This is a genomic window from Streptomyces tirandamycinicus (genome assembly GCF_003097515.1).
Taxonomy (GTDB): Bacteria; Actinomycetota; Actinomycetes; order Streptomycetales; family Streptomycetaceae; genus Streptomyces; species Streptomyces tirandamycinicus.
Genome location: NZ_CP029188.1, coordinates 3,378,147 through 3,404,251, shown reverse-complemented (window position 1 = coordinate 3,404,251; position 26,105 = coordinate 3,378,147). Strand labels below are relative to the sequence as shown.

Sequence of the window (26,105 nt, the reverse complement as noted above, 5' to 3'; positions counted from 1 at the left end):
GTGAGCAAGCGCACCTTCCAGCCGAACAACCGTCGTCGCGCGAAGACCCACGGCTTCCGGCTGCGGATGCGCACCCGTGCCGGCCGCGCGATTCTCGCGTCCCGCCGCAGCAAGGGTCGCGCCCGTCTGTCCGCCTGATCTGCAGCACAGGTCATGACGTGCTGCCTACCGACAATCGGCTGAGGCGGCGCGAGGACTTCGCGACCGCGGTACGCCGGGGACGCCGGGCCGGACGCCCGCTTCTCGTCGTCCATCTTCGCAGCGGTTCAACGGACCCGCACGCGTCTGGGGAGAGCGCTCCCCCGACACGTGCGGGTTTCGTCGTGAGCAAGGCGGTGGGTGGTGCGGTGGTGCGGAACCGGGTGAAGCGGAGACTTCGCCACCTGATGCGCGAACGCCTGTCCGAGCTTCCCCCCGGTAGCCTGGTGGTCGTACGGGCGCTGCCCGGAGCGGGTGACGCCGATCATGCACAGCTGGCCCGAGACCTGGACGCCGCTCTCCAGCGGTTGCAGGGAAGGGGCGCGCGATGAAGTACCCGCTGCTGGCTCTGATCAAGCTGTACCAGTGGACGATCAGCCCGCTGCTGGGACCCGTCTGCCGGTACTACCCGTCGTGCTCCCACTACGGGTACACCGCGATCGACCGGCATGGCGCTGTGAAGGGCACGGCGCTGACTGCCTGGCGCATCCTGCGGTGCAATCCGTGGTCGCCCGGCGGTGTGGACCATGTCCCTCCCCGTAAACGACCTCGTTGGCACGAGCTGCTGCGCGACCACCTGCGCGGCGGCAAGGGCGGGCACCCCCCTGAGACCAGCCCGGCCGCAGAGACCTCGCCCAATGCTCAAGGAGCCTGATTAGTGGACACGATTGCCAGTCTCTTCAGCTTTATCACCACACCCGTCTCCTGGATCATCGTCCAGTTCCACAAGCTGTACGGGGCGCTCTTCGGCCCGGACACGGGCTGGGCATGGGGACTGTCCATCGTGTCCCTCGTGGTGGTCATCCGTATCTGTCTGATCCCGCTCTTCGTGAAGCAGATCAAGTCGATGCGGAACATGCAGGCGCTCCAGCCCAAGATGAAGGCGATCCAGGAGCGCTACAAGAACGACCGCCAGCGTCAGTCCGAAGAGATGATGAAGCTGTACAAGGACACGGGTACCAACCCGCTGTCCTCGTGCCTTCCGATCCTGGCGCAGTCGCCGTTCTTCTTCGCGCTGTACCACGTGCTGAGCAAGATCGCCTCGGGTGACACCATCGGTGTCCTCAATCAGCAGCTGGTGGACAGTGCACGTGAGGCCCGCATCTTCGGAGCCCCGATCGCAGCCACGTTCATGGACGCCGACAAGGCCGAGGCGCTGGGCGCGTCCGTGACCGATGTCCGCGTCGTCACCGCGGTCATGATCATCCTGATGTCGGCGTCGCAGTTCTTCACGCAGCGCCAGCTGATGCAGAAGAACGTCGACCTCACGGTCAAGACGCCGTACATGCAGCAGCAGAAGATGCTGATGTACATCTTCCCGCTCATCTTCGCCGTGACCGGCATCCACTTCCCCGTCGGTGTTCTCGTCTACTGGCTGACCACCAACGTGTGGACCATGGGTCAGCAGATGTACGTGATCAACCAGAACCCGACCCCGGGCTCCAAGGCCCAGGACAACTACCTGCAGCGCCTGCTGAAGAGCGTCACGGCCCACGGTGAGGTTCGCGGACGCCGCAGGCGCATGGTCGTCCAGGCCATCGTCGCCAAGGGCGCCGACCGCAACGAGAACGAGCGGCGGTTCGTCGCGGGGCTGGCCAAGGCGGGCTTCGCCGCTCAGGCGGACGGCTCCGTGGTCAAGGGCGACACGGTCACGGTGGACGCCGAGGGTGCTGCCGCGGGGCGCCGCCAGCAGCCCAAGCGCCAGAGCAAGGCCCAGCGCCAGTCGGGCGGCGCTCACCAGACCGGTGCGGCCAAGCCTTCGCTGGAGAAGCAGGCCGAGCCCACGGACAGTGTTCCCAAGCCGGCGGGGAACACATCCCCCGGTTCTCCCCGTCAAGCCAAGTCCGGACAGCGCAAGGGCTCGCAGCGGCCCAAGCACCCCTCGTCCAAGAAGTAAGAAGGAGTCCATCCGTGACGGAAGGCACCACCTCCGCCGCCGCCGAGGGTGGCGACACCCTGACCCGCCTGGAGCAGGAGGGGGAGATCGCCGCTGACTACCTCGAGGGCCTGCTCGACATCGCCGATCTCGACGGCGACATCGACATGGACGTCGAGGCGGACCGGGCCTCGGTATCGATCATCAGTGACACGGGCAGCCGTGACCTGCAGAAGCTCGTGGGCCGTGAGGGCGAGGTGCTGGAGGCGCTCCAGGAGCTGACCCGGCTGGCCGTCCACCGGGAGACCGGGGACCGCAGCCGCCTGATGCTGGACATCGCGGGCTACCGAGCCAACAAGCGGGCCGAGCTCGCGGAGCTCGGGGCCAAGGCGGCGGCCGAGGTCAAGAGCACGGGCGGGCCCGTGAAGCTGAAGCCCATGACCCCGTTCGAGCGGAAGGTCGTTCACGACGCGGTCGCGGCCGCCGGTCTGCGCAGCGAGTCCGAGGGCGAGGAGCCGCAGCGCTTCGTCGTCGTTCTCCCTGCCTGATCTCACAGCATCTGTCGGCCCCGTCTGTTCGCAGGCGGGGCCGAATTTTGTCAGCCTGGTAACTCGGCACCACAGCGCGGTGCGGTATGGAAGGACGGTTCCGGTGACGGAGGCAGCAGAGCTTCCCCAGGCGCCAGAAGAGGCGCGGACGGTGTTCGGTGAGTTCTTCCCCGAGGCGGTCAGGTACGCGGAGCTGCTCGCGGATGCGGGAGTCAAGCGCGGTCTGATCGGCCCTCGTGAGGTGCCGCGGTTGTGGGAGCGGCATCTGTTGAACTGTGCGGTGCTCTCCGAGGTCGTCCCGGAGCAGGTCACGGTGTGCGATGTGGGTTCCGGCGCCGGACTGCCGGGGATTCCACTGGCTCTTGTCCGGCCCGATCTCAAGATCACCCTGCTGGAGCCGCTTCTGCGTCGGACGAACTTTCTCCAGGAAGTCGTGGAGCTGCTGGGTCTGGACCATGTCACGGTGGTGCGCGGCCGGGCCGAGGAGATGCTCGGCACGCTGCCTGCCGTGCATGTGGTCACCGCGCGGGCCGTGGCACCCCTGGACCGGCTTGCCGGATGGGGAGTGCCACTGCTTCGCCCCTATGGGGAGATGCTCGCTCTCAAGGGCGACACCGCCCAGGAGGAGCTCGACGGGGCCCGGGCGGCTCTGAGCAAGCTCGGTGTGGTGGAGACCTCGGTGCTCCAGGTCGGACAGGGAATCGTCGACCCCTTGTCCACCGTGGTGCGCGTGGAGGTCGGGGAGAGCCCCGGCGGGGTGCGATTCGCTGCCAAGAGGGCCAAGGCTGCCCGGGCCGGTCGCGCCCGCCGTCGTCGCTAGACTGCTCCATCGCCGGTGTCCGATTTCGGACCGGCGTCCCCGGTACGTACGCATTTCGGAGTGTCGTAACGGCGTGGCCTTGCGTTGTGTGCATCGTGTTTCACGTGAAACGTCGCTCACTGCTGCAGGGAATCATCAGCCGTGGCCGTGCGGCTGCCGCGCCGCGGGACCGCAAGCCCCTCGCGAGGGTTACGGAGTTGTCCACAGAGGTGGAATTCTCCACAGAACCACCGACCTCGCTGGTTCGGGACCCCGAAACCATGGCAGGCTCTCTTCATCGCGAGCCTGAAGTCGAGGAGAGTGAATCCTTGCGGTCCGACGCCAACATCGCGGGGCCGATGACCGATCCGGTCCCTGGTCCCCGTACCGAGTCCGCGGGGGAGGATGTTTCACGTGAAACACCGCCGCCGATGGACGACACCCCCATTGGACGTGCTGCCCAACTGGCGGTGGAGGCTCTGGGCCGTGCCGGTGAGGGTCTTCCCCGACCTGAGAAGACGCGTGTCATCGTCGTCGCCAACCAGAAGGGCGGGGTGGGCAAGACGACGACAACCGTCAACCTTGCTGCCTCGCTGGCCCTGCATGGGGCGCGCGTCCTGGTGGTCGATCTTGATCCACAGGGGAATGCGTCCACGGCCCTCGGTATCGACCATCATGCCGAAGTGCCCTCGATCTACGACGTCCTTGTGGAGAGCAAGCCGCTCTCCGATGTGGTCCAGCCGGTCCCGGACGTCGAAGGGCTCTTCTGCGCCCCGGCCACCATCGATCTCGCCGGCGCGGAGATCGAGCTGGTGTCTCTGGTGGCACGGGAGAGCAGACTGCAGCGAGCGATCCAGGCGTATGAGCAGCCGCTGGACTACATCCTGATCGACTGTCCGCCGTCGCTCGGTCTGCTGACGGTCAATGCGCTTGTGGCGGGTGCCGAGGTGCTCATTCCCATCCAGTGCGAGTACTACGCGCTGGAGGGACTGGGGCAGCTCCTGCGGAACGTCGACCTGGTACGCGGACACCTCAACCCCGCGCTCCATGTCTCGACGATCCTGCTCACCATGTACGACGGTCGCACCCGGCTCGCGTCCCAGGTTGCGGAGGAGGTGCGCAGCCACTTCGGGGACGAGGTACTGCGAACGAGCATTCCGCGGTCCGTCCGAATCTCCGAGGCGCCCAGCTATGGGCAGACCGTCCTCACCTACGACCCGGGTTCCAGCGGCTCACTGTCGTATCTTGAGGCTGCCCGTGAGATCGCGCTGCGCGGTGTGGGGATTCACTATGAGGCCCATCCCGCACATGCGCTCAGCCAGAACAGCCAGCAGAGTGTTTCGGAGGGGATCCAGTGAGCGAGCGACGTAGAGGTCTGGGGCGTGGGCTCGGTGCACTGATCCCGGCAGCTCCGCAGGAGAAGTCGGGCCCTTCCGACGCCTCATCCGGATCCCCGGTTCTGACCACGGAGCGCGGTGTGGCCGCCGCGAAGGTTGCGACGCTTCCCGCTGGGCCCCGCACGCCCGAGCAGCGTGTGGCAGAACCGGAGCCGGAGATTGTTGCTGAGCCGACGTCGCCGGCCGGTGCGCACTTCGCCGAGGTGCCGCTGGATGCCATCACCCCCAACCCCCGGCAACCGCGTGAGGTTTTCGACGAGGACGCGCTGGCGGAGTTGGTGACCTCCATCAGGGAGGTGGGGCTTCTCCAGCCGGTCGTCGTGCGGCAACTGGGCCCGGAGCGGTACGAGCTCATCATGGGGGAGCGCCGTTGGCGAGCCTGCCGGGAGGCGGGCCTTGAGCGCATCCCCGCGATCGTGCGTGCCACCGACGACGAGAAGCTTCTTCTGGACGCGCTCCTGGAGAACCTTCACCGGGCCCAGCTGAATCCACTGGAAGAGGCAGCTGCCTACGACCAGTTGCTCAAGGACTTCAACTGCACCCACGACCAACTGGCCGACCGGATCGGACGCTCACGGCCTCAGGTGTCCAACACGCTGCGTCTGCTCCGTCTCTCTCCTCCGGTGCAGCGCCGGGTGGCGGCCGGTGTGCTGTCCGCCGGTCACGCCAGAGCTCTGCTCTCGGTGGAGGATTCCGAGGAGCAGGACAGGCTGGCTCACCGCATCGTGGCGGAGGGCCTCTCGGTGCGAGCGGTGGAAGAGATCGTGACCCTGCTGGCGTCACGTCCGACGAGCGCACCGAAGTCCAAGGGGCCTCGAGCCGGCACTCGGCTGTCCCCCGCGCTCACGGATCTTGCATCCCGGCTCTCCGACCGCTTCGAGACCCGGGTAAAGGTCGACCTCGGCCAGAAGAAGGGCAAGATCGTCGTCGAGTTCGCCTCGATAGAGGATCTCGACCGCATCCTCGGCACGCTCGCCCCGGGTGAGGGGCGGGTCATGGAGAAGGAATCCTCCGAGGAGGACGAGCAGGTCTGAGACCTCGCTTCACTCGTTCAGGGCGGATCGTGTCCCGCGGTCGGACACGATCCGCCCTTTGCCGTCTCACAGTAGGCGTGTCCCCGCTGGGTGGATACGATGCGTTCTGGTACGGCGCATCCACCTTGACCCATCTCAGAGGAAGGCGAGCCATGCGATCGGTGAGCCGCGGCCACCTACTGACAGCCGGACTGGGCATTGGCGCGGTCGGCGGATTCATCGGCAGCCTGCTCCGCGAGCGGAGCGCGCTGTCCGCAGCTCTTGGCGCGGCAGTCGAAGGAAGTGAGGAACAGCCGTCATGGGACGTCGGCTCGTACCGCTCACGCTGGACAACCTTTCAGACCTCCCCAAGCGCTGCCGGGCCTGTGTCTTCTGGGAGCTTGATCCAGTCAGCGGAGAAGCAGCAGTAAGGGCGGGCAAGCCAGAGCTTGAGAAGGAGGCCTGGATCTCGGCCGTCCTGCTCGAGTGGGGATCGTGCGGCCGCGTCGTCTACGTCGACGATGTTCCCGTCGGCTTTGTGCTCTACGCGCCGCCCGCGTATGTACCCCGCTCGACCGCCTTCCCCACCAGCCCGGTGTCCCCCGATGCCGTACAGCTGATGACTGCCTGGATCACCCCCGGATACCAGGGGCAGGGGCTGGGGCGAGTCATGGTGCAGACCGTCGCCAAGGATTTGCTGCGTCGAGGGTTCAAGGCGATCGAGGCGTTCGGCGACGCACGGTGGACCGAGCCGGCCTGTGTGCTGCCGGCCGACCATCTTCTTGCGGTGGGCTTCAAGACGGTCCGCCCGCACCCCACCCATCCCCGGCTGAGACTGGAGCTGCGCACGACGCTCTCCTGGAAGGAAGATGTGGAGCTTGCCCTTGACCGGCTTCTGGGCGCGGTACAGAAGGAGCCCGCTCTCCGGCCGTTGTAAGGGTTCCGGAGCGTGGTGAGGCAGAGAAGCCGAATGGGGCCAACCCGCGAGGGTTGGCCCCATTCGTGTTTCACGTGAAACCTGGAGCGTCAGGACTTGGCGACCTCGTCGCTGAGGAAGGCGTCGAGCTCACGGACGAGCATGGCCTTCGGCTTGGCGCCGACGATGGTCTGGGCGACCTCGCCGTTCTGGTAGACGTTCAGCGTCGGGATGGACATGACGCCGTACTTCGCGGCCGTGGCCGGGTTCTCGTCGATGTTGAGCTTGACGACCTCGAGCTTCTCGCCGTGCTCGGCGGCGATGGCCTCCAGAGAAGGGGCGATCTGGCGGCACGGACCGCACCACTCGGCCCAGAAGTCGACCAGCACAGGCTTGTCGCTCTTGAGGACTTCCTCTTCGAAGGTCGCATCGGTCACGGTCTTGAGGGCCACGGTGGACTCCTTAACGTACGGGTTGGGGTGGAGAGGCGAGATGAGGTCAGACGGCCGCTGCTGCGGACTTCTCCTCATCCGCGAGGGCGGCGAGGAAGCGCTCGGCGTCCAGGGCGGCGGAGCATCCGGTGCCGGCAGCGGTGATGGCCTGCCGGTATGTGTGGTCGACGACATCACCGGCACCGAAGACGCCGGCGAGGCTGGTGCGCGTCGACGGAGCGTCCACCTTCAGGTAGCCCTCCTCGTCCAGCTCCAGCTGGCCCTTGAACAGCTCGGTGCGCGGGTCGTGGCCGACGGCGATGAACAGTCCGGTGACGGCCAGCTCGCTGCTCTCGCAGGTCTTGGTGTTTCGCAGGGTCAGGCCGGTGAGCTTCTGGTCCCCGTGGATCGCGGCGACCTCGCTGTCCCATGCGAACTTGATCTTCGGGTCGGCGAAGGCGCGCTCCTGCATGGCCTTGGAGGCACGGAGGCTGTCGCGGCGATGGACGACGGTGACGGACCTGGCGAAGCGGGAGAGGAAGGTGGCTTCCTCCATGGCGGTGTCACCGCCGCCGACGACCGCGATGTCCTGGTCCTTGAAGAAGAAGCCGTCACAGGTGGCGCACCACGAGACGCCGCGCCCCGAGAGGGTGTCCTCGTTCGGCAGACCGAGCTTCCGGTGCTGCGAGCCGGTGGCGACGATGATCGCCTTGGCGCGGTGCACTGTGCCCGCCGTGTCCGTGACCGTCTTGATCTCTCCGGCCAGATCGACGGCGACGACATCGTCCGGGACCAGTTCGGCGCCGAACCGCTCCGCCTGCGCCCGCATATTGTCCATGAGATCCGGGCCCATGATCCCGTCGCGGAAGCCGGGGAAGTTCTCCACGTCGGTGGTGTTCATCAGGGCGCCACCAGCGGTGACGGCGCCCTCGAACACCAGCGGGTTCAGCGACGCGCGCGCGGTGTACAGCGCGGCCGTGTAGCCGGCCGGCCCGGAGCCGATGATGATCACGTTACGGACGTCGCTCACGGGTTTCTTCCTCGTCTCTGCAGACTGCCTACTGCCTCATGGGGCCGGTCAACGACTCTCACCCCACCCAACGGATCCTACGGGGCATGCATTCCCGCAGTCGCGGAGCGGCACGGAGGCTGTTCTCAGGAGCGAGGGTAGGCATGGGTGAGCAGTAGCTCCCCCTTGCCCGCGGGTGCTGTGTCCACGCATGCCGCCGCTACGACGTAGGCCTGCACCCGGGAGTCGTCCTCGGCGTGCGGCAGCACCACCAGAAAGGCCTGGTTGCCCTCGAACGTGCCCTGATCGACGGCGATCGCCGCCTCGGTGCGGCCTGTGCTCCTCTGGATGCAGGCAGGCACCGTGACGGCCGCTGAGCGCAGGGGTGTGGCTTCCGCGCCGACGGAGCTGTTCTTCTCCACTCGAGGGCCGGTCACCGTCCAGCTCCCGGAGTCTTTCGGCGTCCTCTCGGAGGTCAGAAGCGAGTTCACCCGTGCCTGCAGCGTGGCCGCCGTGATCTCATGGCCGCCTGTCGGAGCGCTTGCGGCAGTGTCCGTCTTCATCTCGGATGTGTCGCCGCTTGTGCCCGCCGAGGTCTGCAGAAGCAGCACGGTGACGCCTGCGGCGGCAGCGCCGAACGCGGCTGTCACGACGGTGACGCGTCGCCGCCGACGGGCCGAAGAGAGGCGGCCCGGTCCGGTGGTCGCGGCAGCGTGCCCTGGGGGGCGACCGGAGGGGGAGGACTCCGCCCGCCGGGCGATGACCGATGTTTCACGTGAAACATCGGCCGGTGCGCTGTCGGGCGCGGTGGCGTCGAGCAGTGCCTCGGCAGCCAGAGCCGCATCGATGCGGCCGACGATGTCGGCGGGCATGCGCTGGGGGCCGGGCAGGGTGCCGAGCAGGCCGCGGATCTCATCCAGTGAGGCGCGAACGTCGGAGCACAGCTCGCAGCCCTCGAGATGCTTCCTCACGGCCGCCTGGCGGGTCGGTGGGAGGAGGCCTTCGGTGAGGTCGGCGATCTCGGACACGTCCGGGTGCTGAGCCGTGCCGGTCGTGGAGGTCACGTGCGTCCACCTCCGCCCTTCACAGCAGCAGGACCATTCGGCCCTGGGTCCCTTTCTCCGGTCGCCGGTGGGACGGATCCCCCAGGCGTCCGGTTCCTTCCCCCTGCGGGGTCGCGCTTATCCCTCGTTTCACGGCGGAGATGCGTCAGCAGAGGAACCAGGCGGGCCCGGCCGCGTGCGCACCTGCTCTTCACGGTTCCGGTCGGGATGTCCAGCACACGAGCCGCCTCAGCGACCGGGTAGCCCTGCATGTCGACGAGCACCAGAGCCGCTCTCTGGTCGACCGGCAGCGTCGCGAGCGCAGCCAGGAGCTCACGGTGGAGGTCCTGGCGCTCTGCGGGAGCCTCGGCGGACTCATGGGGCTCGAGGAGCTGCTCCAGCCGCTCGGTGTCGTCCACCGGCGAGGTCCTGCGGGACGCGGCCTTGCGGGCTCGGTCGAGACAGGCATTGACGGTGATGCGGTGGAGCCAGGTCGTCACGGCGGACTGCCCCCTGAACGTGTGGGCGGCACGGAAAGCGGAGACGAAGGCGTCCTGCACCGCGTCCGCGGCTTCCTCCCGGTCACCCAGCGTGCGCAGGGCCACTGCCCAGAGCCGGTCACGGTGGCGGCGCACCAGCTCACCGAAGGCGTCCGGATTCCCGGCGACGTGCCGATCCAGGAGTTCCTGGTCGCTCGCGTCGCCGAGCGTGGCGTTGTCCAACCGTGAGCCCCCTCCCCCTCGTGGCGCTGGTGTCAGCCGGTGAACTTCACATCGGTGATCGCCTGCTTGTAGCCGGCGCTGCTGAAGTTGTTGTCCGGCGCGTAGGGCATCGCGGTCATCCACAGGAGCACATAGCGGCTCCTGACCGGTTCCGTCGCCGTGAGCGTGAGCGAGGTGGCACTGGACTGACCATCCGCGATCTTCTTCATGGAGTCGACCGAGCCTGAGGGCGACAGGGAGTCCGTCGCATACAGGGCGATCTTGGTGTAGTCGCCCCCGTAGCGGAGCGCTATGGCCGCCGATGTCACGTCCTGCTCCGTGCCGAGGTCGTAGACGATTCCCACGCCCTTCTTGACCTTGGGATGCAGGTCGGGACCGTCTCGGAAGCTATTGGTGCGCCAGAAGGAGCCGGCGTCGTCGTCGTGGGTGTTGCCGGCGTCCTCTGCGTTCTGAGCGGTGCCGTCGGGCGCGAACTCCCTGGCGTTCTGGATGGCCAGCGGCACCGGCTTCTTCGGCTTGTCGTTCCGCTCCTCGTCCGTGGTCCGGCTGTTCCCGGGTTCGTCGGTCGGCCGGCCACGGTCCAGGAGCTTGTCGGCGATCTGCCAGCTGCCGAGTCCCAGAGCGGCGATGAGCAGGGCGGACACCGTCCACTTCAGAAGCTTGCCGGTGCGGCTCTCCAGGGGCGCCGGCGGCATCGTCACCGGCTGGGTGGGGCGGCCGGGGTGTGCCGACGCGCGGCCGTAGGTGCCCTGCTGATAGGTGGTGCGCTGGTACTCCGGAGGGGCGGTGAAGGCGGGTTCCGGGGGACGGACGCGGGGCATGGCCGCCACCGCTTTGGCGAGCTCGTCCGGGGTGGTGAGGGGAAGCTCCTGACGCGAGGCAGTGGCCCCGTCGTTGACCAGCGCCCGCATGGCGAGCTCGGACAGCCCCCGATGGACGCCGGCACGCACCTGGTCGGGGGCGAGCAGCCCGACGCCCTTGGGGAGTCCCGAGAGACCGTAGGCGTCGCTCTCGTAGGGCCAGCGCTGGGTCAGCGCCGCATACAGCAGGGCGCCGATGGCCTCCGTGTCCGTGCGCTGGGGGCGGTCGGCGCTGATGCCCCGCAGCGCGGCGTTCACGGCGAGGCCGCGGATCCGGTACTGCCCCGTGGAGCTGCGGAGTACGGCCCCGGGAGTGAGCCTCAGATGGGCGAGGCCCTCCCGATGGGCCGCGGCCATGGCCTGGGACAGCTGGCTGACCAACTGGTAGGCGTCATGGGCCTCCAGCGGCCCTTCGGCGAGCAGGGCGGTGAGCTCGGTGGCGTCGGGCAGCCACTCGTGGACGACGTACACGAGGTCGTCCTCCTCGACGGCGTCCAGCACCTGCACGAAACGCGGGTCGCCCAGCAGGGCCGCGGACCGGGCCGCGGCCAGCACGGATCGCGTCCGGGGATGGTCCGCGGGCAGGATGTGCACCCCGACGGCGCGGCGCAGCTTCTCGTCGACAGCACGCCAACTGCTGAATCCGTCCAGACGGGTGACGCACTCCTCAAGCCGGTAGCGTCTGGCGAGGGTGTGGCCGCTGTGCAGTTCGAGCGTGGTGCCTGTGGGCCGCTCACGGTTCTTCCGTTCGCCGCCCCTGTCGTGAGCGTCCTGCTCCGCCGCCTCGTCGGCGTGCGCCTCCCCGTCGGTCGCGGCCTTGTCCGCCTGGGCGGCCAGCGGGTCGTCACCGCTGTTGTCGGCCACGTCGACGGCAGCCGTGCTACGTTCCGCCACCGTCGTTCCCTGCCTCCCCATCCGTTGAGCCATATCCAACAGCCATGCCAATTGTGCCCACAGTCCGCTGCTATGCACGACACGCGGTGGCGGACGATGGTTGTGCTGGGGCCGCGGTCGCTATCGGCCGAGCCGGCCGCGGACCATCCCGACCAGGGTGTTGAGCTCCTGGATCCTCATTCTCCGTGCCGCGGTGAAGAAGACTCCGAGGAGCATGGCACCGCCCGCGACGAGTGCGACGAGCGATCCGAGCGCGTTCTCGCCCAGGGCCTTCAGCACGAAGTAGGCCACGGCACCGGCCGCTGCGGCCGCCGGCAGGGAGGCCAGGCACAGCCGCGCGTAGGTGCGCACCACGTTCGCACCGTCGAGGTCGCCGCCCAGCCTGTTCCGCAGCCGTCGCCATGCGACCCCGACACCGACGGCGTACGCGAGGCCGTAGGAGCCGGCCATCCCCACCACGGCCCATTCGGGCCGGAGGAGGAAGTAGCAGGCGGCCGAGGCGGCGGCGTTGACCGCGGCCACGATGACGGTGTTGTAGAAGGGCGTGCGGGTGTCCTCGTAGGCGTAGAAGCCGCGGAGGACGACGTACTGCACCGAGTAGGGGATCAGACCGAGACCGAAGGCCATCAGGATGAAGCCCATGGAGCGGGCCGCCTCGTTACCCGCGGACGCGTAGAGCAGGGTGCACATCGGGACGCCCAGCGCCAGGAAGGAGAAGGCGACGGGCACGATGGCGACCGCCGAGTTGCGAAGTCCCTGGGAGATGTCGTCGCGGACCGCGCCGGCGTCGTCGTCGTGAGCGGCCCGCGAGATCCTCGGCAGCAGAGCGGCCATCACCGACACCGTGATGATCGCCTGGGGCATTCCCCAGATCAGCTGGGCGTTCGAGTACGCGAGGAAACCCGCCCCGTCCTTGTCGGAGGCCGCACCTGCGGCGGTGGAGAGCTGGGTGACCACGAGTACACCCGCCTGGTTGGCGAGGACGAACAGCACGGTCCACTTGGCGAGCTTGAAGGTCTTCCCGAGGCCCTGGCCCTTCCAATCGAACCGTGGGCGGAAGCGGAAGCCCGTCTCGCGGAGGTACGGGATCATCGCGAGCGCCTGGACGACCAGGCCCAGCAGCGTGCCGACCGCAAGCAGTCGTACGCCCTCCGGGGGAATCGTCTGCACGCTCATTCGGGATTCGGAGAAGCTGCCGTAGACCCAGATGAAGAGCCCGAAGGTGAAGATGATGACGATGTTGTTGAGGACCGGTGTCCACATCATCGCGCCGAACCTGCCACGGGCGTTCAGGATCTGCCCCATGACCACGTGCACACCCATGAAGAAGATGGTGGGCAGGCAGAAGCGGGCGAAGGTGACGGCGACGCTGTTGGCGGGCGGCTCGCCGGCGATCGTCGGCGAGAGAGCCTGGATCAGCATCGGGGCCGCGAACACGGCGATCAGGACGATCACGCCGAGAGCCACCATGACGAGGGTCAGCAGCCGGTTGGCGTATGCCTCGCCGCCGTCCTCGTCGTTCTTCATCGCGCGGACGAGCTGCGGGACGAAGACCGAGTTCAGCCCCCCGCCCACCGTGAGGATGTAGATCATCGTCGGCAGGGTCAGGGCGATCGTGTAGGCGTCACCGAGCACCGCGGCGCCGAGTGCGGCAGTGATCACCAGGCTCCGGACGAAGCCGGTGAGGCGGGACACCATGGTTCCGGCGGCCATCACGGCGCTCGACTTCAGCAGCCCCGACGCTCGTCCGCCGCTTCCCTTGCCGGGAGCGGGAGTGGGAGCAGGGGCTGGCTCCGGTTCCGGTTCCGCCGCCGCCACGGGGCGCCCACCGGCCTGCTGGTCCCGGTAGAGGTGGGCGAACGCGTCGTGCTCCGTCTTGTCCTCGCCGGCCCTGGTCACCAGGTCGTCGACGCCGGTGAACTGCACGGACCGGGCATCGTCCCCGTAGGGCAGACGGCGCGACGGGCCATCCGGTTCGGGTGGCGGGGTCTGGGCCCAGATCCGGGGGTCCGGAGCGGGCTGCTGAGCTGGGGGCTGCTGGTACAGCGGCTGCTGCTGCTGGAAGCTGCCCGGAGGCGGTGGGGGATGCGCGGCGCGGTCGTAGAGCGCCTCCGACACGGGGTCCTGGGCCGAGAGGTCCCGGGAACGGTAAGGATCGTGGTCGTACGCATCCTGGATGTACGGGTCGTCGGCCGCTTCGCCCGCCTGCGGCGGTACCTGGGCCGCCGGTGGCTGCTCCGCCTGCTGCGGGCCGTGCGAGGGGTACGGAGCGCCCGAGGGGGGCGCGGTGCCGTCCGCGCCCTGCCCGCGGTCACCGTCGTACGGCGCGTTCATGGTTACCCCACCTCATCGTCCGGCCGCCGGCCATGACATCGCTCAACGGTCCACCTTCTCACCCGCACCCGACGGGTCGGCGCTTTCCGGGGCGGTGTCCGGTGTCGGGTCACTCGGCTGCTCCGAGGCGCCGGGCACCGCACGCTCGCGGCTCTCATCACCCGCCTCGCCCGCGGCGGCGGCATCGCGGGCCGCCGCCCGCTTGCGTTGGGTGTACATCCTGACGCCTGCCAGGACGAGCAGGAGCACACCCCCGGCGATGACGAGCATCACGGTCGGAGTGATCTCGGAAGCCTTGACCGTGAAGGTCATCGGCCCGCCGTAGAGCTTGCCGTCCTCCGTGTACAGCTGGGCTGTGACCTGCACCGGACCGTTGGCGTTGGCGTCCGCCGCGAATTTCACCGACTGGCTGTGCCCGCCGTCGATCTTGATGGGCTGTTCGGCGACCACGCTGCCGTCATCGAGTTTCAGCCGGGTCGGATTGGAGGACTTCAGCCGGAGGACCAGGTTGTCGACGCCCTGAACCAGCTTGTTCTGCACCGTCACGGGGATGGTGGCGCTGCGGCCGGACAGGGTCAGGGCCGACTTCTGGATCAGTCGCACCTCGGTGGTGAGGTCCTTCAGATAGCTCTGCACACCATTGCGGTACTGGGCGGCCACCCCCGCCTTGCCGCGCCAGGACGTGGACATCTCGCGGTTGATCGCGTTGCCGAACGGTGTCACGACCCGGTCGGGGGACGTGAGGATGACCTTGAAGTTGTCCAGGGTCTCCTGCGTGCTCTTGATGTCCTGGAAGGTCTGGACGGGCAGCTCGCGGGCCCTGAGGTTCTTCGGGTACTGGGATGCGGCCGGCACCCGGGTCGTGGCGTCCGGGTCGGGCCTGGCCTCCGAGGCCCCGATCAGGTCCAGCGGCTGGGTCCAGCGCTGGTCGGCCAGCCCCTGGATCGCTTTCGCCATGGTCTGTGCCTGGCCTGCCGTGGGCATCCGCTGAGGGGCGACCACGATGCTGCGCTGGGCGTTCGGCGCCTGATGAGTGAGAGCCAGCGACTGGGCCAGGAACTGCTGAATCGCGCGGGTGGAGGCACCGGCCTTGCTGAGGTCGCCGTAGAAGGCCTTGGAGAGCCGTGCGTCCGCGACCACGGCCGTCGTGCCGCCGCCGATGGGCCGGGCGGCCGACGGCGTGTAGGAGACCGATCCGGTCTCCTTGAGGCTGTCGCTGCGGGCGATGATGTTGTGGGCGCCGGCCGAGGTGGCGACATCGACGATCGACGGATCGATGGCGCCCTCAACGGGCCAGGCGAAGTCCGTCGACGGCTTCACATGGAGGATGGTCTCCACCGTCGTTTCGGCAACCGCTGTCGCCGGCTGCAGGTGGCTGAGCGAGCCGGAGACGTCCTTGCCGCGGTGGGCGAGGGACGCCAGGTCCGGGTCAGCGAACGGAAGGGCGACGACCGGGCGGTCTTGGACCGCCTTCTCGAGGGAGCTCAGCCATCGCTTGGCCACGGCCTGGTTGCGGCCCGGGACCGTGTCACCCGTCTCCGTTCTGACCTCGTAGCTCCGGGTCATCGCATCGACGGTGGCGAGCAGATCCGGGTCGATGACCCAGGTGATGGGGAGCCGGCTGCCGAGGGACACCAACTGCTCCAGGCGGCCCCCGGCCGCGAGCTCCGCCGCCAGTGCGTCGTTCTCGAAGACCGGGGTCTGCTGCTCGTCCGAGCCGGTCTCCGCCGACAGGTGGGTGGTGGAGATCAGTGGCCAGAGGAAGGTGAGCTGGGTCCTCTTGCCCGCGGGCTCGGGCTGCCAGGGGAGGAAGGTGCGCTCGATGCCGAGTACCTGGTCGTAGGTGTCGCCGGCAGTCCGGCCGGTGAGGGACACGCCGAGCTGGTAGACCCCTGCGCTGTCCAGATCGAGCTTGTCGACCGGGACGGTCAGGGTGAAGTCCTCGCTGATCCCGGTGGCCAGCCGGTCGATCGTGACGCGGTAGGGGCTGCCGAGCGCCTTGGCGTCGGAGCCCGGGGTGTAGCCGGTGGCTTTCGCTGCCTCGTCGATGCCCGGACGGCCCGGCAGGCGCGGTCCGACGCGCAGCTCGACCTCGGCGTCCGTGACGGCGTCCTTGCCCTTGTTGGTGACGGTGCCCGAGATGGTGAGCGTGTCGTCCTTCACAGGGGCGCTGGGAGAGAGGCTGTTCAGTGCGACATCGACGGTGTCGGCGCCGCTCGCGGCCGCCGCGACGGGGGCCGCCGGCAGAGACAGCAGACCCGCGAGCAAGGGGGTTCCCGCCAGGAGTGCGGCTGCGCGCCGCAACCGCCGGCGGGCAGGAGAAATACCCGTCCCCCGGAATTGTGCCGCCTTGGCCACGCGCTCGTCCGTCCCTCGTCGTCTCTTGCCGTTCGCTGGGTGCGTCCCCGCATGGTAACGAGGTGCGCTGTGACCGAGTGCTCGGGACTGCTCCACATGATCGGAAGGGTGCCGGCATGCGATGTCGGCATGCGGGAAACGGGGGAGCCGCGGGCCGCACGGTGCACGTACCCTTTTCTGTTGTGCCGAACGCCAACGAAGACAACCTCACCGAACTGAGCCAGGCGCAGCGCCGTGCCGTGAGCGAGCTGCTGCGCGTGTCCCCGGTTGCCGATGATCTCGCCCGTCGATTCCAGGATGCCGGATTCCGTCTGGCGCTGGTCGGCGGCTCCGTGCGGGACGCGTTGCTCGGGCGGCTCGGCAATGACCTCGACTTCACGACCGATGCCCGCCCAGAGGACGTTCTGAAGATCGTCCGCCCCTGGGCGGACTCCGTGTGGGAAGTGGGAATCGCGTTCGGTACGGTCGGCTGCCAGAAGGACGGCCGGGTCGGGGACGGCGTTCAGCGCTTCCAGATCGAAATCACGACCTACCGTTCCGAGGCATACGACCGGACCTCGCGGAAGCCGGAGGTCTCCTACGGTGACTCGATCGAGGAAGACCTGGTCCGTCGCGACTTCACCGTGAACGCGATGGCCGTCGCCCTCCCGGAGAAGGAGTTCATCGACCCTCACGGAGGGTTGCAGCACCTTGCCTCGCGGGTGCTGCGCACCCCGGGGGCCCCGGAGGATTCGTTCTCCGATGATCCCTTGCGCATGCTGCGGGCGGCGCGGTTCGCCGCGCAGCTCGACTTCGAGGTCGCACCCGAGGTCGTCACCGCGATGACGGAGATGGCCGATCGCATCGACATCGTTTCGGCCGAGCGGGTCCGTGACGAGTTCAGCAAGCTGATCCTCGCTCCGAACCCCCGCAAGGGCCTGGCGCTGCTCGTCGATACGGGGCTCGCCGGTCGCTTCCTCCCGGAACTTCCGGCGCTGCGGCTGGAGAGTGACGAGCACCACCGGCACAAGGACGTGTACGAGCATTCACTGATCGTGCTGGAGCAGGCCATCGCCCTGGAGGAGGAGGGGCCGGACCTCGTCCTGCGCCTCGCAGCGCTCCTCCATGACATCGGCAAGCCGAGGACCCGGCGCTTCGAGCTGGACGGCCGTGTATCTTTCCACCACCACGAAGTGGTGGGCGCCAAGATGACCAAGAAGCGGCTTACGGCGCTCAAGTACTCAAACGACACGGTCAAGGACGTCGCCCGGCTTGTAGAGCTGCATTTGCGCTTCCATGGGTACGGCAGCGGCGAGTGGACCGACTCGGCGGTGCGCCGCTATGTGAGGGACGCCGGGCCGCTACTCGGGCGCCTGCACAAGCTGACCCGCTCCGATTGCACCACGCGCAACAAGAAGAAGGCGAGCGCCCTGTCCCGTACCTACGACGAGCTGGAGCAGCGAATCGCCCAGCTCCAGGAGCGGGAGCAGCTGGACGCCATCCGGCCGGACCTGGACGGCAACCAGATCATGGAGATCCTGGGGGTCGGTCCGGGACCTGTGATCGGCAAGGCGTATGCGTTCCTGCTCGATCTGCGGCTCGAGAACGGGCCGATGGAGCACGCCGACGCGGTGGCGGCTCTGAAGGAGTGGTGGGCGGCTCAGGGCTGACCCTGAAGCGGAGCATGTTTCACGTGAAACATGCTCCGCTTCACGAGGTGACGGGTGATGTTTCACGTGAAACATCACCCGTGCCTTTCTCCTGGCTCTCCTTCGGTGCGGCGCCAGCGTAGAAGCGCCGCGGCGCTCAGGCCGTAGATCGCGGCCAGCATGGCGATCAAGGGGACGGATCGCCCGTCCGGCGGGAGCATCACGGCAGTCACCCCGGCGGCGCCCACGAAGGAGGCGTTGAAGAGCATGTCGTAGAGGGAGAAGACACGGCCGCGGAACCCGTCGTCGATGGCGGTCTGCACGACCGTATCTGTCACGATCTTGGACCCTTGGGTGACCAGCCCGAGGGTGAATGCGGCAATGAGGATCGGAACCGGAGCGAAGGTGAGCCCCAGGGCCGGTTCCAGGAGGCTCGCGGCGCCTGCGAGGATCGCCATCCATCCGTACGGGCCGACCTGGCCGACTCCCCAGGGCGTGACGGCCGCGGCCGCGAAGAACCCGGCACCGGAGAGGGCCACGGCCAGGGCGAGAAGCCTCAGGCCCTCGGACTCCGTCTCGGACCAGGTGTACCGGGAGAGCATGAGGACCATCACGGTCAATGCGCCGTAGCAGAAGCGCAGCATGGTCATCGCGGCCAGTGCGCGGGCAGCGGAGCGCCGCTCCGCCAGATGGCGCAGTCCACTGACGAGGCCGCGGGCGGTCGAGGCCAGGGCGGCGGCGAGGTGCGGCTGGAGCAGCTCACGATCAGGGCCGAGGAGTTCACGGCTCATACGAAGCGACGCCAGAGCCGCGCAGAGATAGAGGGCTGCGCCCAGCAGCACGACGACCACGTCCGAGTCGGAAGCGGTGATGCGTACGGCGAACGCAAGGCCACCACCGGCAGTGGCCGCGATGGTGCCCGCGGTCGGTGAGAGGGAGTTGGCCATGACGAGCCGCTGCTCGTCCACGACCCGCGGAAGCGCCGCTGAGAGTCCCGCCAGCACAAAGCGGTTGACCGCTGTGACACAGAGCGCGGAAGCGTAGAACAGCCAGTCGGGGACGGCTGCGAGCATCAGCACGGCCGTACAGCAGGCGAGTGCGGCTCGCAGGAGGTTTCCGTAGAGGAAGACCTGCCGGCGCGGCCATCGGTCCAGGAGCACGCCGGCGAACGGACCGATGAGGGAGTACGGCAGAAGCAGCACCGCCATCGCGGCCGCGATGGCGCCGGCAGTGGCCTGTCTCTCCGGGGAGAAGACGACGTACGTGGCGAGCGCCACCTGGTACACACCGTCGGCCGACTGCGACAGCAGCCGTACGGCGAGCAGACGGCGGAAGTTCGTCAGGCGCAGGAGTACGCGCAGATCACGTACGACGGGCATGTGGGCAAGCGTCACATACGGAGAGAGTCCCCGGGCAGCTGCCACGGGGACTCTCTCCGGAAGACGGGAACGCGGAAGGCGCGGCCCCGTGCCGAACTAGCGCTCGACCTCGCCCTTGATGAACTTCTCGACGTTCGCGCGGGCCTCGTCGTCGAAGTACTGGACCGGCGGGGACTTCATGAAGTAGGAGGACGCGGAGAGGATCGGACCACCGATGCCGCGGTCCTTGGCGATCTTCGCGGCGCGCAGGGCGTCGATGATGACTCCGGCGGAGTTCGGGGAGTCCCAGACCTCGAGCTTGTACTCGAGATTCAGCGGGACGTCACCGAAGGCGCGGCCCTCCAGACGCACATAGGCCCACTTGCGGTCGTCCAGCCAGGCGACGTAGTCGGACGGGCCGATGTGGACGTTCTTCTCGCCGAGCTCACGGTCGGGGATCTGCGAAGTGACGGCCTGCGTCTTGGAGATCTTCTTGGACTCCAGGCGCTCGCGCTCGAGCATGTTCTTGAAGTCCATGTTGCCGCCGACGTTCAGCTGCATCGTGCGGTCCAGGATGACGCCCCGGTCCTCGAAGAGCTTCGCCATCACCCGGTGGGTGATGGTGGCGCCCACCTGCGACTTGATGTCGTCACCGACGATCGGCACACCGGCGGCGGTGAACTTGTCGGCCCACTCCTTGGTGCCCGCGATGAACACCGGGAGGGCGTTGACGAACCCGACCTTGGCGTCGATGGCGCACTGGGCGTAGAACTTGGCGGCGTCCTCGGAGCCGACCGGCAGGTAGCAGACGAGCACGTCGACCTGCTTGTCCTTGAGGACCTGGACGACATCGACCGGGGCCTCGGCGGACTCCTCGATGGTCTCGCGGTAGTACTTGCCGAGGCCGTCGAGGGTGTGGCCGCGCTGGACGGTCACACCGGTGGACGGTACGTCGCAGATCTTGATGGTGTTGTTCTCGCTGGCACCGATGGCGTCCGCGAGGTCGAGCCCGACCTTCTTCGCGTCGACATCGAAGGCGGCGACGAACTCGACGTCACGGACGTGGTAGTCGCCGAACTGGACGTGCATCAGACCCGGCACCTTGGTGCCCGGGTCTGCGTCCTTGTAGTACTCGACGCCCTGCACCAGCGAGGCGGCGCAGTTGCCCACGCCGACGATGGCTACGCGAACCGAACCCATTCCGGCTGCTCCCTGTGTGTTCTCGTGCGAGACCCTGCTGCGGGGTCTCAGTTGGTGGTGTCTTCGGACGGATCCGGCGGGTCGGGGCGCCGCGGGGCGGCGCCCCGCGGGGACGCTTCGTCCCCGTGCCGGGGCAGGCCGCCCGACTCTCCAGATGTGTTGTCCTGCCGAGCGGCTTCCCCGGTGGCCATGGACCGTCGCTGGTCCCGCCCCGCCCGCTCGCTCTCGATGAGTTCGTTCAGCCAGCGCACCTCGCGCTCGACGGACTCCATGCCGTGCCGTTGCAGCTCCAGCGTGTAGTCGTCGAGACGCTCGCGCGTGCGGGCGAGGGAGGCGCGCATCTTCTCCAGGCGCTCCTCGAGCCGGCTGCGCCGGCCTTCCAGCACCCGCATCCGCACATCGCGCTCCGTCTGGCCGAAGAAGGCGAAGCGGGCCGCGAAGTGCTCGTCCTCCCAGGTGTCGGGGCCGGTGTGGGAGAGGAGCTCCTCGAAGTGCTCCTTGCCGTCCGCCGTCAACCGGTAAACGATCTTGGCTCGGCGCCCCGCGAGTGAGGCGGCGAGGGCGTCCTCGGGAGCGCTGCCCGGCTCCTCGATCAGCCAGCCGTTGGCGACCAGCGTCTTGAGGCAGGGGTAGAGGGTCCCGTAGCTGAAGGCCCGGAAGATGCCCAGCGAGGTGTTGAGCCGCTTGCGCAGCTCGTACCCGTGCATCGGGGCCTCACGGAGCAGGCCGAGGACGGCGAACTCGAGGATGCCGGAGCGCCGGCTCATCGATCGCCTCCTCTGCCTTCCGGGATGCTTATGCCGTGCTGATGTATCGAGTCGATACATCAAGACGATAGAGCGACGATTCTGCTGCGACAAGTGGGGGCTTTGTGACCGGCGTCACATCGTCAATTCGCAGCAAGTGACTTGCGTCATTTGGGGTGAAACAGACCTCTGAGGGGTTTTTGTTCGTGCGTAGTCTGTGCGCCATGCAGACCACCGGGAACCGTGTGACACCAGGAGGCGTCCTGGTCCTGGATGCATTGCGGATGAGCCCTCCGTCGGGCTGGTCCGTATTGATGTCGGGGGGACCGGATTTCCACTGCCGCTTCCAGGCGTTCGCGCCTGCTCGAGGAGTAGTCGTTCGATGAGCGAGCACCGTCGCAAGCCGCCGCAGCCCGAAGGCGGCGGACGTGCCGCGGCCCGGCGCGCCGCCCAGCAGTCTCCGACTGGCCGCCGCGCAGCCCGGGGCGCAAGCACCAGCTCTCCCTCCGCCGCACACGGAGAGGAGCGGCCCTACGAAGGCCGGGCCGCGGCCCGGCGCGCCGCCCAGCGTGCCGGGGGCGGCCGCAGAAGGGCCTCCGAGGCAGGCGGTGCCGGGATCGGAGGCCACGGCGGTGGCCGGCGAGGCACCGGAGGTCCGGGAGGACCGGGCCGCGGCCGGGGCGAGGGCCCCGGCCGGAAGCGGCTGATCGACTACCCGCGCCACGACAAGTACGGCTGGCGCCGCTGGGTGCCGTCGTGGAAGCTCGTGGCCGGTCTCTGCCTCGCCTTCCTCGGCAGCCTGATGACCGCCGGCACCATCGCGTACGCGGTGGTCGAGGTCCCCGACCAGAACAAGGCGGCCGCGGCTCAGAACAACGTCTACTACTACGCCGACGGGTCGCAGCTGGCCGCGACCGGGGGCGAGGTCAACCGGCAGATCGTCTCGATCGACAACATCCCCTCCCATATGCAGAACGCGGTGATCTCGGCCGAGAACAAGACGTTCCATACGGACAAGGGCATCGACCCGGCGGGCATCGCGCGAGCCGTGGTCAACATGGCCAAGGGCGGACAGACCCAGGGCGGCTCGACCATCACGCAGCAGTTCGTGAAGAACGCCATGCTGGGCGACCAGTCGCAGACCCTGAGCCGCAAGGTCAAGGAACTCTTCATCTCCATGAAGGTCGGCACCGAGCTGCAGAAGCCGAAGATCATGGAGGGCTACCTCAACACGTCGTACTACGGGCGCGGCGCCTACGGCATCCAGGCCGCCGCCCGCACCTACTACGGGGTGAACGCCAAGGAGCTCAACGCGAGCCAGTGCGCCTTCCTCGCCTCGCTCCTCAAGGGCGCGACGTACTACGACCCGGCCGGTGCGACGGAGATCGACTCCAGGGCCACCCCCAAGGCCAACACCGAGCGCGCCACCAAGCGCTGGACGTGGATCCTCGGCGAGATGCGCAAGGACGGGCACCTGACCGCCGAGGAGCACGCGAAGGCCGTCGCGAAGTTCCCGATGCCCGACAAGCCGAAGAAGAACGCTCAGCTCAGCGGGCAGACCGGATATCTGGTCGACCTCGCCAAGGCCTACTTCATCAACAACAACGACCAGGGCATCACCGCCGAGCACCTCGCCAAGGGCGGCTACGAGATCCACACGACCTTCGACCGGAAGAAGGTCGAGAAGCTGACCAAGGCCGTCGAGGACGTCCGCAAGAAGCACATCGACGCGAAGAAGCGCCCGGAGACGGACACCCACGTCCAGTTCGGCGGCGCCTCGGTGAACCCCAGGACCGGGGCGATCGTCGCCATCTACGGCGGCGAGGACGCCACGAAGCACTTCACCAACAACGCGGACAAGACCGGTGCCCAGGTCGGCTCGACCTTCAAGCCGTTCGTGCTCGCCGCGGCGATGCGGGACGGTGTGCGCGACCCGAACTCCGGACCCGTCCAGGGCCCGGAGGAGCGCAGGATCGTCGACCCGGACAAGAGCCGGTACAACGGCGTCAACAAGCTCAAGATCAAGAAGTACAACGGCAGCGTCTGGCAGAACGAGAAGGGCGAGGAGTGGCTGCAGCGCAACGACGGTGACGAGTCGTACAAGGACATCACCCTGCGCGAAGCAATGATCCACTCCGCCAACTCCCCCTTCGTCCAGCTGGGCATGGACGTCGGCATCGACAAGGTGCGCCAGGCGGCGCTGGACGCCGGTCTGCGCGAGGACTCTCTGATCGAGGCCGATGTCCCGTCCTTCTCGATCGGCATCTCCGACCCCAGTGCGATCCGGATGGCCGGCGCCTACGCCACCTTCGCCGCCAACGGGGAGCAGCGCGAGCCGTACTCGGTGACGAAGGTGGAGCACCGCGGCCAGGTGATCTTCAAGCACGAGGACAGCTCGGAGCGGAAGTTCTCCTCGGCGGTGTCCAGCAACATCACCGACGTGCTGAGGGACGTCGTCGAGGACCCCGAGGGCACGGGCCGCAACGCCCGCCTCCCGGGCCGTGACGTCGCCGGCAAGACCGGTACCACCGACGGCAACAAGTCGGCGTGGTTCGTCGGTTACACGCCCCAGCTGGCGACCGCCATCGACATGTACCGGATGGACGACAACGCGGAGAACAAGAACCGGAAGTTCCTGGAGATGTTCGGAACGGGCGGTCAGCAGAAGATCCACGGTTCGTCGTTCCCGTCCGAGATCTGGCACGACTACATGGAGCAGGCGCTCAAGGGCACCGAGGTCGAGCGCTTCCCCGAGCCCGAGCCCCTCGGGGCCGAAGCCGTCTACGGCGGCGGGCTCAGCAGCCCCGAGCCGACGCCGTCCCCGACGCCGTCCGAGACTCCTTCGGAGACGCCGTCGGAGACTCCCTCCGAGACGCCGTCGGAGAGCCCGAAGCCCTCGGAGTCCTGCAACCGGTTCGACTGGACCTGCGACCCGACCGCCGGTCAGGACGGTGATCCGACCAACGGCGGGGCCGACACGGGCACCACGGACGGCGGTGCCACGGACGGGGGTGTGACGACCAGTCCACCAGCGCCGACAGGCGGCAGCGGCAACGGCGGCGCCAACGGCTCACAGGGAACCGGAAACGGCGGCGGCTGGCTGGGCGGACCGGAAGGCTGACCGCCGGCCCGCCGGCACGTACATCGAGAGGGCCGCGGTGCCCGGAGGACGTCTCCGGTGCCGCGGCCCTCGCCGTTGTCCACAGGCCGTTGTCCACAGGCCGTACGGGGCGCGGCCCCGTACGGCAGGATGTGCTCCATGCCGAGCCCGGAGAAGACGATGCCTCAGCACGACGAGCCGCAGGTCAGTCCCACCCAGAGGGACGAGATCGCGGCTGCCGGCAGTGAGCTGATCGGGGGCCCGCTCGGCCGCTGGGCACGGGTCGGAGCCAGCCGGCTCACACCCGTGAGAGTCGTCGTCCTGGTGGCCATCGGGATGTTCGCACTCGGCATGGTGCAGAAGATCCCGTGCTACGACTGGGCGTGGTTCCGGGGCACCAGCTCGCAGTACACGCACGCCTGCTACTCCGACATCCCGCATCTGTTCCTGGGCCGCGGTTTCGCCGACGGCCTGGTGCCCTACTTCGACCGGCTGGACGGCGACATGGAGTACCTCGAGTACCCCGTGCTGACGGGACTGTTCATGCAGGTCGCCGCATGGCTCACGCCGTCCGGCGGCTCGGTCCAGCATCGCGAGCAGCTCTACTGGATGGTCAACGCGGGCATGCTGATGATCTGTGCCGCGATCATCGCCGTGTGCGTCGCGCGGACCCATCGGCGCAGGCCGTGGGACGGACTGCTGGTGGCCCTGGCACCCGCGTTCGCCCTCACCGCCACCATCAACTGGGACCTTCTGGCGGTCGCCCTCACCGCGGCGGCGATGCTCATGTGGTCACGGGGGCGCGCCCTGGCCTTCGGCATCCTCATCGGGCTCGCCACGGCGGCCAAGCTGTATCCGCTGCTCCTGCTGGGCCCCCTGCTGGTGCTGTGCTGGCGGGCCGGCAGATACCGGGAGTACGGGACGGCCTTTCTGGGCGCGGCGGGGGCCTGGCTCGCGGTGAATCTGCCGGTGATGCTGCTCGCGCCCGAGGGGTGGAAGAAGTTCTACACCTTCAGTCAGGAGCGGCAGGTCGACTTCGGATCCTTCTGGCTGATCATCACGCAGCGCACGGGCGAGTCGATCGAGGTCGGCACGGTCAACACCTATGCGACGGCTCTGATGCTGCTGGCCTGCGCGGGCATCGCGGGGCTGGCCCTCACCGCCCCGCGCAGGCCGCGGTTCGCGCAGCTCGCCTTCCTCGTCGTGGCGGCGTTCGTCCTCACCAACAAGGTCTACTCGCCGCAGTACGTGCTGTGGCTCATCCCCCTCGCCGCGCTGGCCAGACCGCGCTGGCGGGACTTCCTCATCTGGCAGGCCTGCGAGGTCGTGTACTTCCTGGGCATCTGGATGTACCTCGCCTACACGACGAGCGGGGACAAGCACCAGGGCCTTCCACCGGAGGGCTACCAGCTGGCGATCGCCCTGCACCTGCTGGGGACGCTCTATCTGTGCGCCGTGGTCGTGCGGGACGTTCTCATGCCCGAGCGTGACGTGGTGCGGCAGGACGGTTCGGACGACCCGTCCGGTGGCGTTCTGGACCGGGCACCGGACGTCTTCGTACTCGGTGGGGCAGCACACCCGCCGCGGCATGCGGCGCACGCCGTGGAGGGCCCGCGGGTGGAGTGGGGGACGACCGGCCCGGCGGCCGGCTGACCGGCCCCGCACCCGGTCCCGG

22 protein-coding genes are annotated in these 26,105 nt (G+C 68.3%); 12 read left to right on the top strand and 10 right to left on the bottom strand.

Annotated features, from left to right (window positions below; translation table 11 throughout):
* From rpmH to DDW44_RS15030, 9 genes are all read left to right on the top strand, one after another.
* Positions 1 to 138: a 50S ribosomal protein L34 gene (rpmH, locus tag DDW44_RS15070; RefSeq protein WP_003956500.1), complete on the top strand. Its 138-nt coding sequence runs from the start codon at positions 1 to 3 to the stop codon at positions 136 to 138.
* A gap of 20 nt (positions 139 to 158) precedes the next feature.
* Positions 159 to 530: a ribonuclease P protein component gene (gene rnpA / locus DDW44_RS15065; protein ID WP_108908844.1), complete on the top strand. Its 372-nt coding sequence runs from the start codon at positions 159 to 161 to the stop codon at positions 528 to 530.
* On the top strand, positions 527 to 853 hold the full coding sequence (gene yidD / locus DDW44_RS15060) for a membrane protein insertion efficiency factor YidD (protein WP_017946339.1): 327 nt from the start codon (positions 527 to 529) through the stop codon (positions 851 to 853). The genes rnpA and yidD overlap by 4 nt, the downstream gene beginning before the upstream one ends.
* A 3-nt stretch (positions 854 to 856) precedes the next feature.
* The gene (yidC, locus tag DDW44_RS15055) at positions 857 to 2,095 is read left to right on the top strand and encodes a membrane protein insertase YidC (protein WP_018890678.1); all 1,239 of its coding nucleotides are present in this window, start codon (positions 857 to 859) and stop codon (positions 2,093 to 2,095) included.
* Positions 2,096 to 2,109: 14 nt separating this feature from the next.
* A complete protein-coding gene (locus DDW44_RS15050) occupies positions 2,110 to 2,622 on the top strand; it encodes a Jag family protein (protein ID WP_018890677.1) in 513 nt (170 codons plus the stop codon).
* A gap of 103 nt (positions 2,623 to 2,725) precedes the next feature.
* Complete coding sequence (gene rsmG / locus DDW44_RS15045) at positions 2,726 to 3,442, top strand: 16S rRNA (guanine(527)-N(7))-methyltransferase RsmG (RefSeq protein ID WP_017946336.1); 717 nt, start codon at positions 2,726 to 2,728, stop codon at positions 3,440 to 3,442.
* A gap of 260 nt (positions 3,443 to 3,702) precedes the next feature.
* Positions 3,703 to 4,779 carry a ParA family protein gene (locus DDW44_RS15040; RefSeq protein WP_108906763.1) on the top strand — a complete coding sequence of 359 codons (1,077 nt, stop codon included), beginning with the start codon at positions 3,703 to 3,705 and terminating at the stop codon, positions 4,777 to 4,779.
* On the top strand, positions 4,776 to 5,852 hold the full coding sequence (locus tag DDW44_RS15035; protein ID WP_208647964.1) for a ParB/RepB/Spo0J family partition protein: 1,077 nt from the start codon (positions 4,776 to 4,778) through the stop codon (positions 5,850 to 5,852). Before DDW44_RS15040 ends, DDW44_RS15035 begins: the two co-directional genes overlap by 4 nt.
* A gap of 298 nt (positions 5,853 to 6,150) precedes the next feature.
* On the top strand, positions 6,151 to 6,768 hold the full coding sequence (locus DDW44_RS15030) for a GNAT family N-acetyltransferase (protein ID WP_017946333.1): 618 nt from the start codon (positions 6,151 to 6,153) through the stop codon (positions 6,766 to 6,768).
* Positions 6,769 to 6,857: 89 nt separating this feature from the next.
* On the opposite strand, the gene trxA is transcribed toward DDW44_RS15030, so the two are convergent.
* The 7 genes from trxA to DDW44_RS14995 all read right to left on the bottom strand — a co-directional run bounded on the left by trxA (position 6,858) and on the right by DDW44_RS14995 (position 16,398).
* Positions 6,858 to 7,199: a thioredoxin gene (trxA, locus tag DDW44_RS15025; RefSeq protein ID WP_108906761.1), complete on the bottom strand. Its 342-nt coding sequence runs from the start codon at positions 7,197 to 7,199 to the stop codon at positions 6,858 to 6,860.
* A gap of 46 nt (positions 7,200 to 7,245) precedes the next feature.
* Complete coding sequence (gene trxB / locus DDW44_RS15020; RefSeq protein ID WP_108906760.1) at positions 7,246 to 8,208, bottom strand: thioredoxin-disulfide reductase; 963 nt, start codon at positions 8,206 to 8,208, stop codon at positions 7,246 to 7,248.
* A 125-nt stretch (positions 8,209 to 8,333) separates the two neighbouring features.
* Positions 8,334 to 9,251: a hypothetical protein gene (locus tag DDW44_RS15015; RefSeq protein ID WP_108906759.1), complete on the bottom strand. Its 918-nt coding sequence runs from the start codon at positions 9,249 to 9,251 to the stop codon at positions 8,334 to 8,336.
* Positions 9,248 to 9,952, bottom strand: coding sequence for an RNA polymerase sigma factor SigM (gene sigM / locus DDW44_RS15010; RefSeq protein ID WP_108906758.1), 705 nt, complete (start codon positions 9,950 to 9,952; stop codon positions 9,248 to 9,250). Before sigM ends, DDW44_RS15015 begins: the two co-directional genes overlap by 4 nt.
* Before the next feature lie 32 nt (positions 9,953 to 9,984).
* Positions 9,985 to 11,706 (bottom strand): protein kinase family protein, encoded by a 1,722-nt coding sequence (locus DDW44_RS15005; RefSeq protein ID WP_206307204.1) that lies wholly within the window; start codon positions 11,704 to 11,706, stop codon positions 9,985 to 9,987.
* 120 nt (positions 11,707 to 11,826) lie between these two features.
* The gene (gene murJ, locus DDW44_RS15000) at positions 11,827 to 14,040 is read right to left on the bottom strand and encodes a murein biosynthesis integral membrane protein MurJ (protein WP_108906757.1); all 2,214 of its coding nucleotides are present in this window, start codon (positions 14,038 to 14,040) and stop codon (positions 11,827 to 11,829) included.
* Positions 14,041 to 14,082: 42 nt separating this feature from the next.
* Positions 14,083 to 16,398, bottom strand: coding sequence for a DUF6049 family protein (locus DDW44_RS14995; RefSeq protein WP_026281785.1), 2,316 nt, complete (start codon positions 16,396 to 16,398; stop codon positions 14,083 to 14,085).
* A gap of 182 nt (positions 16,399 to 16,580) precedes the next feature.
* On the opposite strand from DDW44_RS14995, the gene DDW44_RS14990 reads away from it, so the two are divergent.
* Positions 16,581 to 18,047, top strand: a complete 1,467-nt coding sequence (locus DDW44_RS14990; protein WP_108906756.1) for a CCA tRNA nucleotidyltransferase — start codon at positions 16,581 to 16,583, stop codon at positions 18,045 to 18,047.
* Between the two features lie 74 nt (positions 18,048 to 18,121).
* Here DDW44_RS14990 and DDW44_RS14985 read toward each other — a convergent pair whose 3' ends face one another.
* The 3 genes from DDW44_RS14985 to DDW44_RS14975 all read right to left on the bottom strand — a co-directional run bounded on the left by DDW44_RS14985 (position 18,122) and on the right by DDW44_RS14975 (position 21,351).
* The gene (locus tag DDW44_RS14985) at positions 18,122 to 19,405 is read right to left on the bottom strand and encodes an MFS transporter (RefSeq protein WP_108906755.1); all 1,284 of its coding nucleotides are present in this window, start codon (positions 19,403 to 19,405) and stop codon (positions 18,122 to 18,124) included.
* 96 nt (positions 19,406 to 19,501) lie between these two features.
* A complete protein-coding gene (locus DDW44_RS14980; protein ID WP_027734076.1) occupies positions 19,502 to 20,584 on the bottom strand; it encodes an inositol-3-phosphate synthase in 1,083 nt (360 codons plus the stop codon).
* Between the two features lie 47 nt (positions 20,585 to 20,631).
* Positions 20,632 to 21,351, bottom strand: a complete 720-nt coding sequence (locus tag DDW44_RS14975) for a PadR family transcriptional regulator (RefSeq protein ID WP_017946322.1) — start codon at positions 21,349 to 21,351, stop codon at positions 20,632 to 20,634.
* Positions 21,352 to 21,712: 361 nt separating this feature from the next.
* Between DDW44_RS14975 and DDW44_RS14970 the strand changes: the two genes are divergently transcribed.
* Together DDW44_RS14970 and DDW44_RS14965 are read left to right on the top strand one after the other, a co-directional pair.
* A complete protein-coding gene (locus DDW44_RS14970) occupies positions 21,713 to 24,451 on the top strand; it encodes a transglycosylase domain-containing protein (RefSeq protein WP_108906754.1) in 2,739 nt (912 codons plus the stop codon).
* A 138-nt stretch (positions 24,452 to 24,589) separates the two neighbouring features.
* Positions 24,590 to 26,083, top strand: a complete 1,494-nt coding sequence (locus DDW44_RS14965; protein ID WP_108906753.1) for a glycosyltransferase family 87 protein — start codon at positions 24,590 to 24,592, stop codon at positions 26,081 to 26,083.
* The last annotated feature ends 22 nt before the right edge of the window (positions 26,084 to 26,105 follow it).

Bases quoted from the DNA above. Each gene is read 5' to 3' on its own strand.
- yidD (WP_017946339.1), top strand. From the start codon at position 527: ATGAAGTACCCGCTGCTGGCTCTGATCAAGCTGTACCAGTGGACGATC.
- DDW44_RS15040 (WP_108906763.1), top strand. From the start codon at position 3,703: ATGGCAGGCTCTCTTCATCGCGAGCCTGAAGTCGAGGAGAGTGAATCC.
- DDW44_RS15030 (WP_017946333.1), top strand. From the start codon at position 6,151: ATGGGACGTCGGCTCGTACCGCTCACGCTGGACAACCTTTCAGACCTC.
- murJ (WP_108906757.1), bottom strand. From the start codon at position 14,040: ATGAACGCGCCGTACGACGGTGACCGCGGGCAGGGCGCGGACGGCACC.
- DDW44_RS14985 (WP_108906755.1), bottom strand. From the start codon at position 19,405: ATGCCCGTCGTACGTGATCTGCGCGTACTCCTGCGCCTGACGAACTTC.
- DDW44_RS14980 (WP_027734076.1), bottom strand. From the start codon at position 20,584: ATGGGTTCGGTTCGCGTAGCCATCGTCGGCGTGGGCAACTGCGCCGCC.
- DDW44_RS14975 (WP_017946322.1), bottom strand. From the start codon at position 21,351: ATGAGCCGGCGCTCCGGCATCCTCGAGTTCGCCGTCCTCGGCCTGCTC.
- DDW44_RS14970 (WP_108906754.1), top strand. From the start codon at position 21,713: ATGAGCGAGCACCGTCGCAAGCCGCCGCAGCCCGAAGGCGGCGGACGT.
- DDW44_RS14965 (WP_108906753.1), top strand. From the start codon at position 24,590: ATGCCGAGCCCGGAGAAGACGATGCCTCAGCACGACGAGCCGCAGGTC.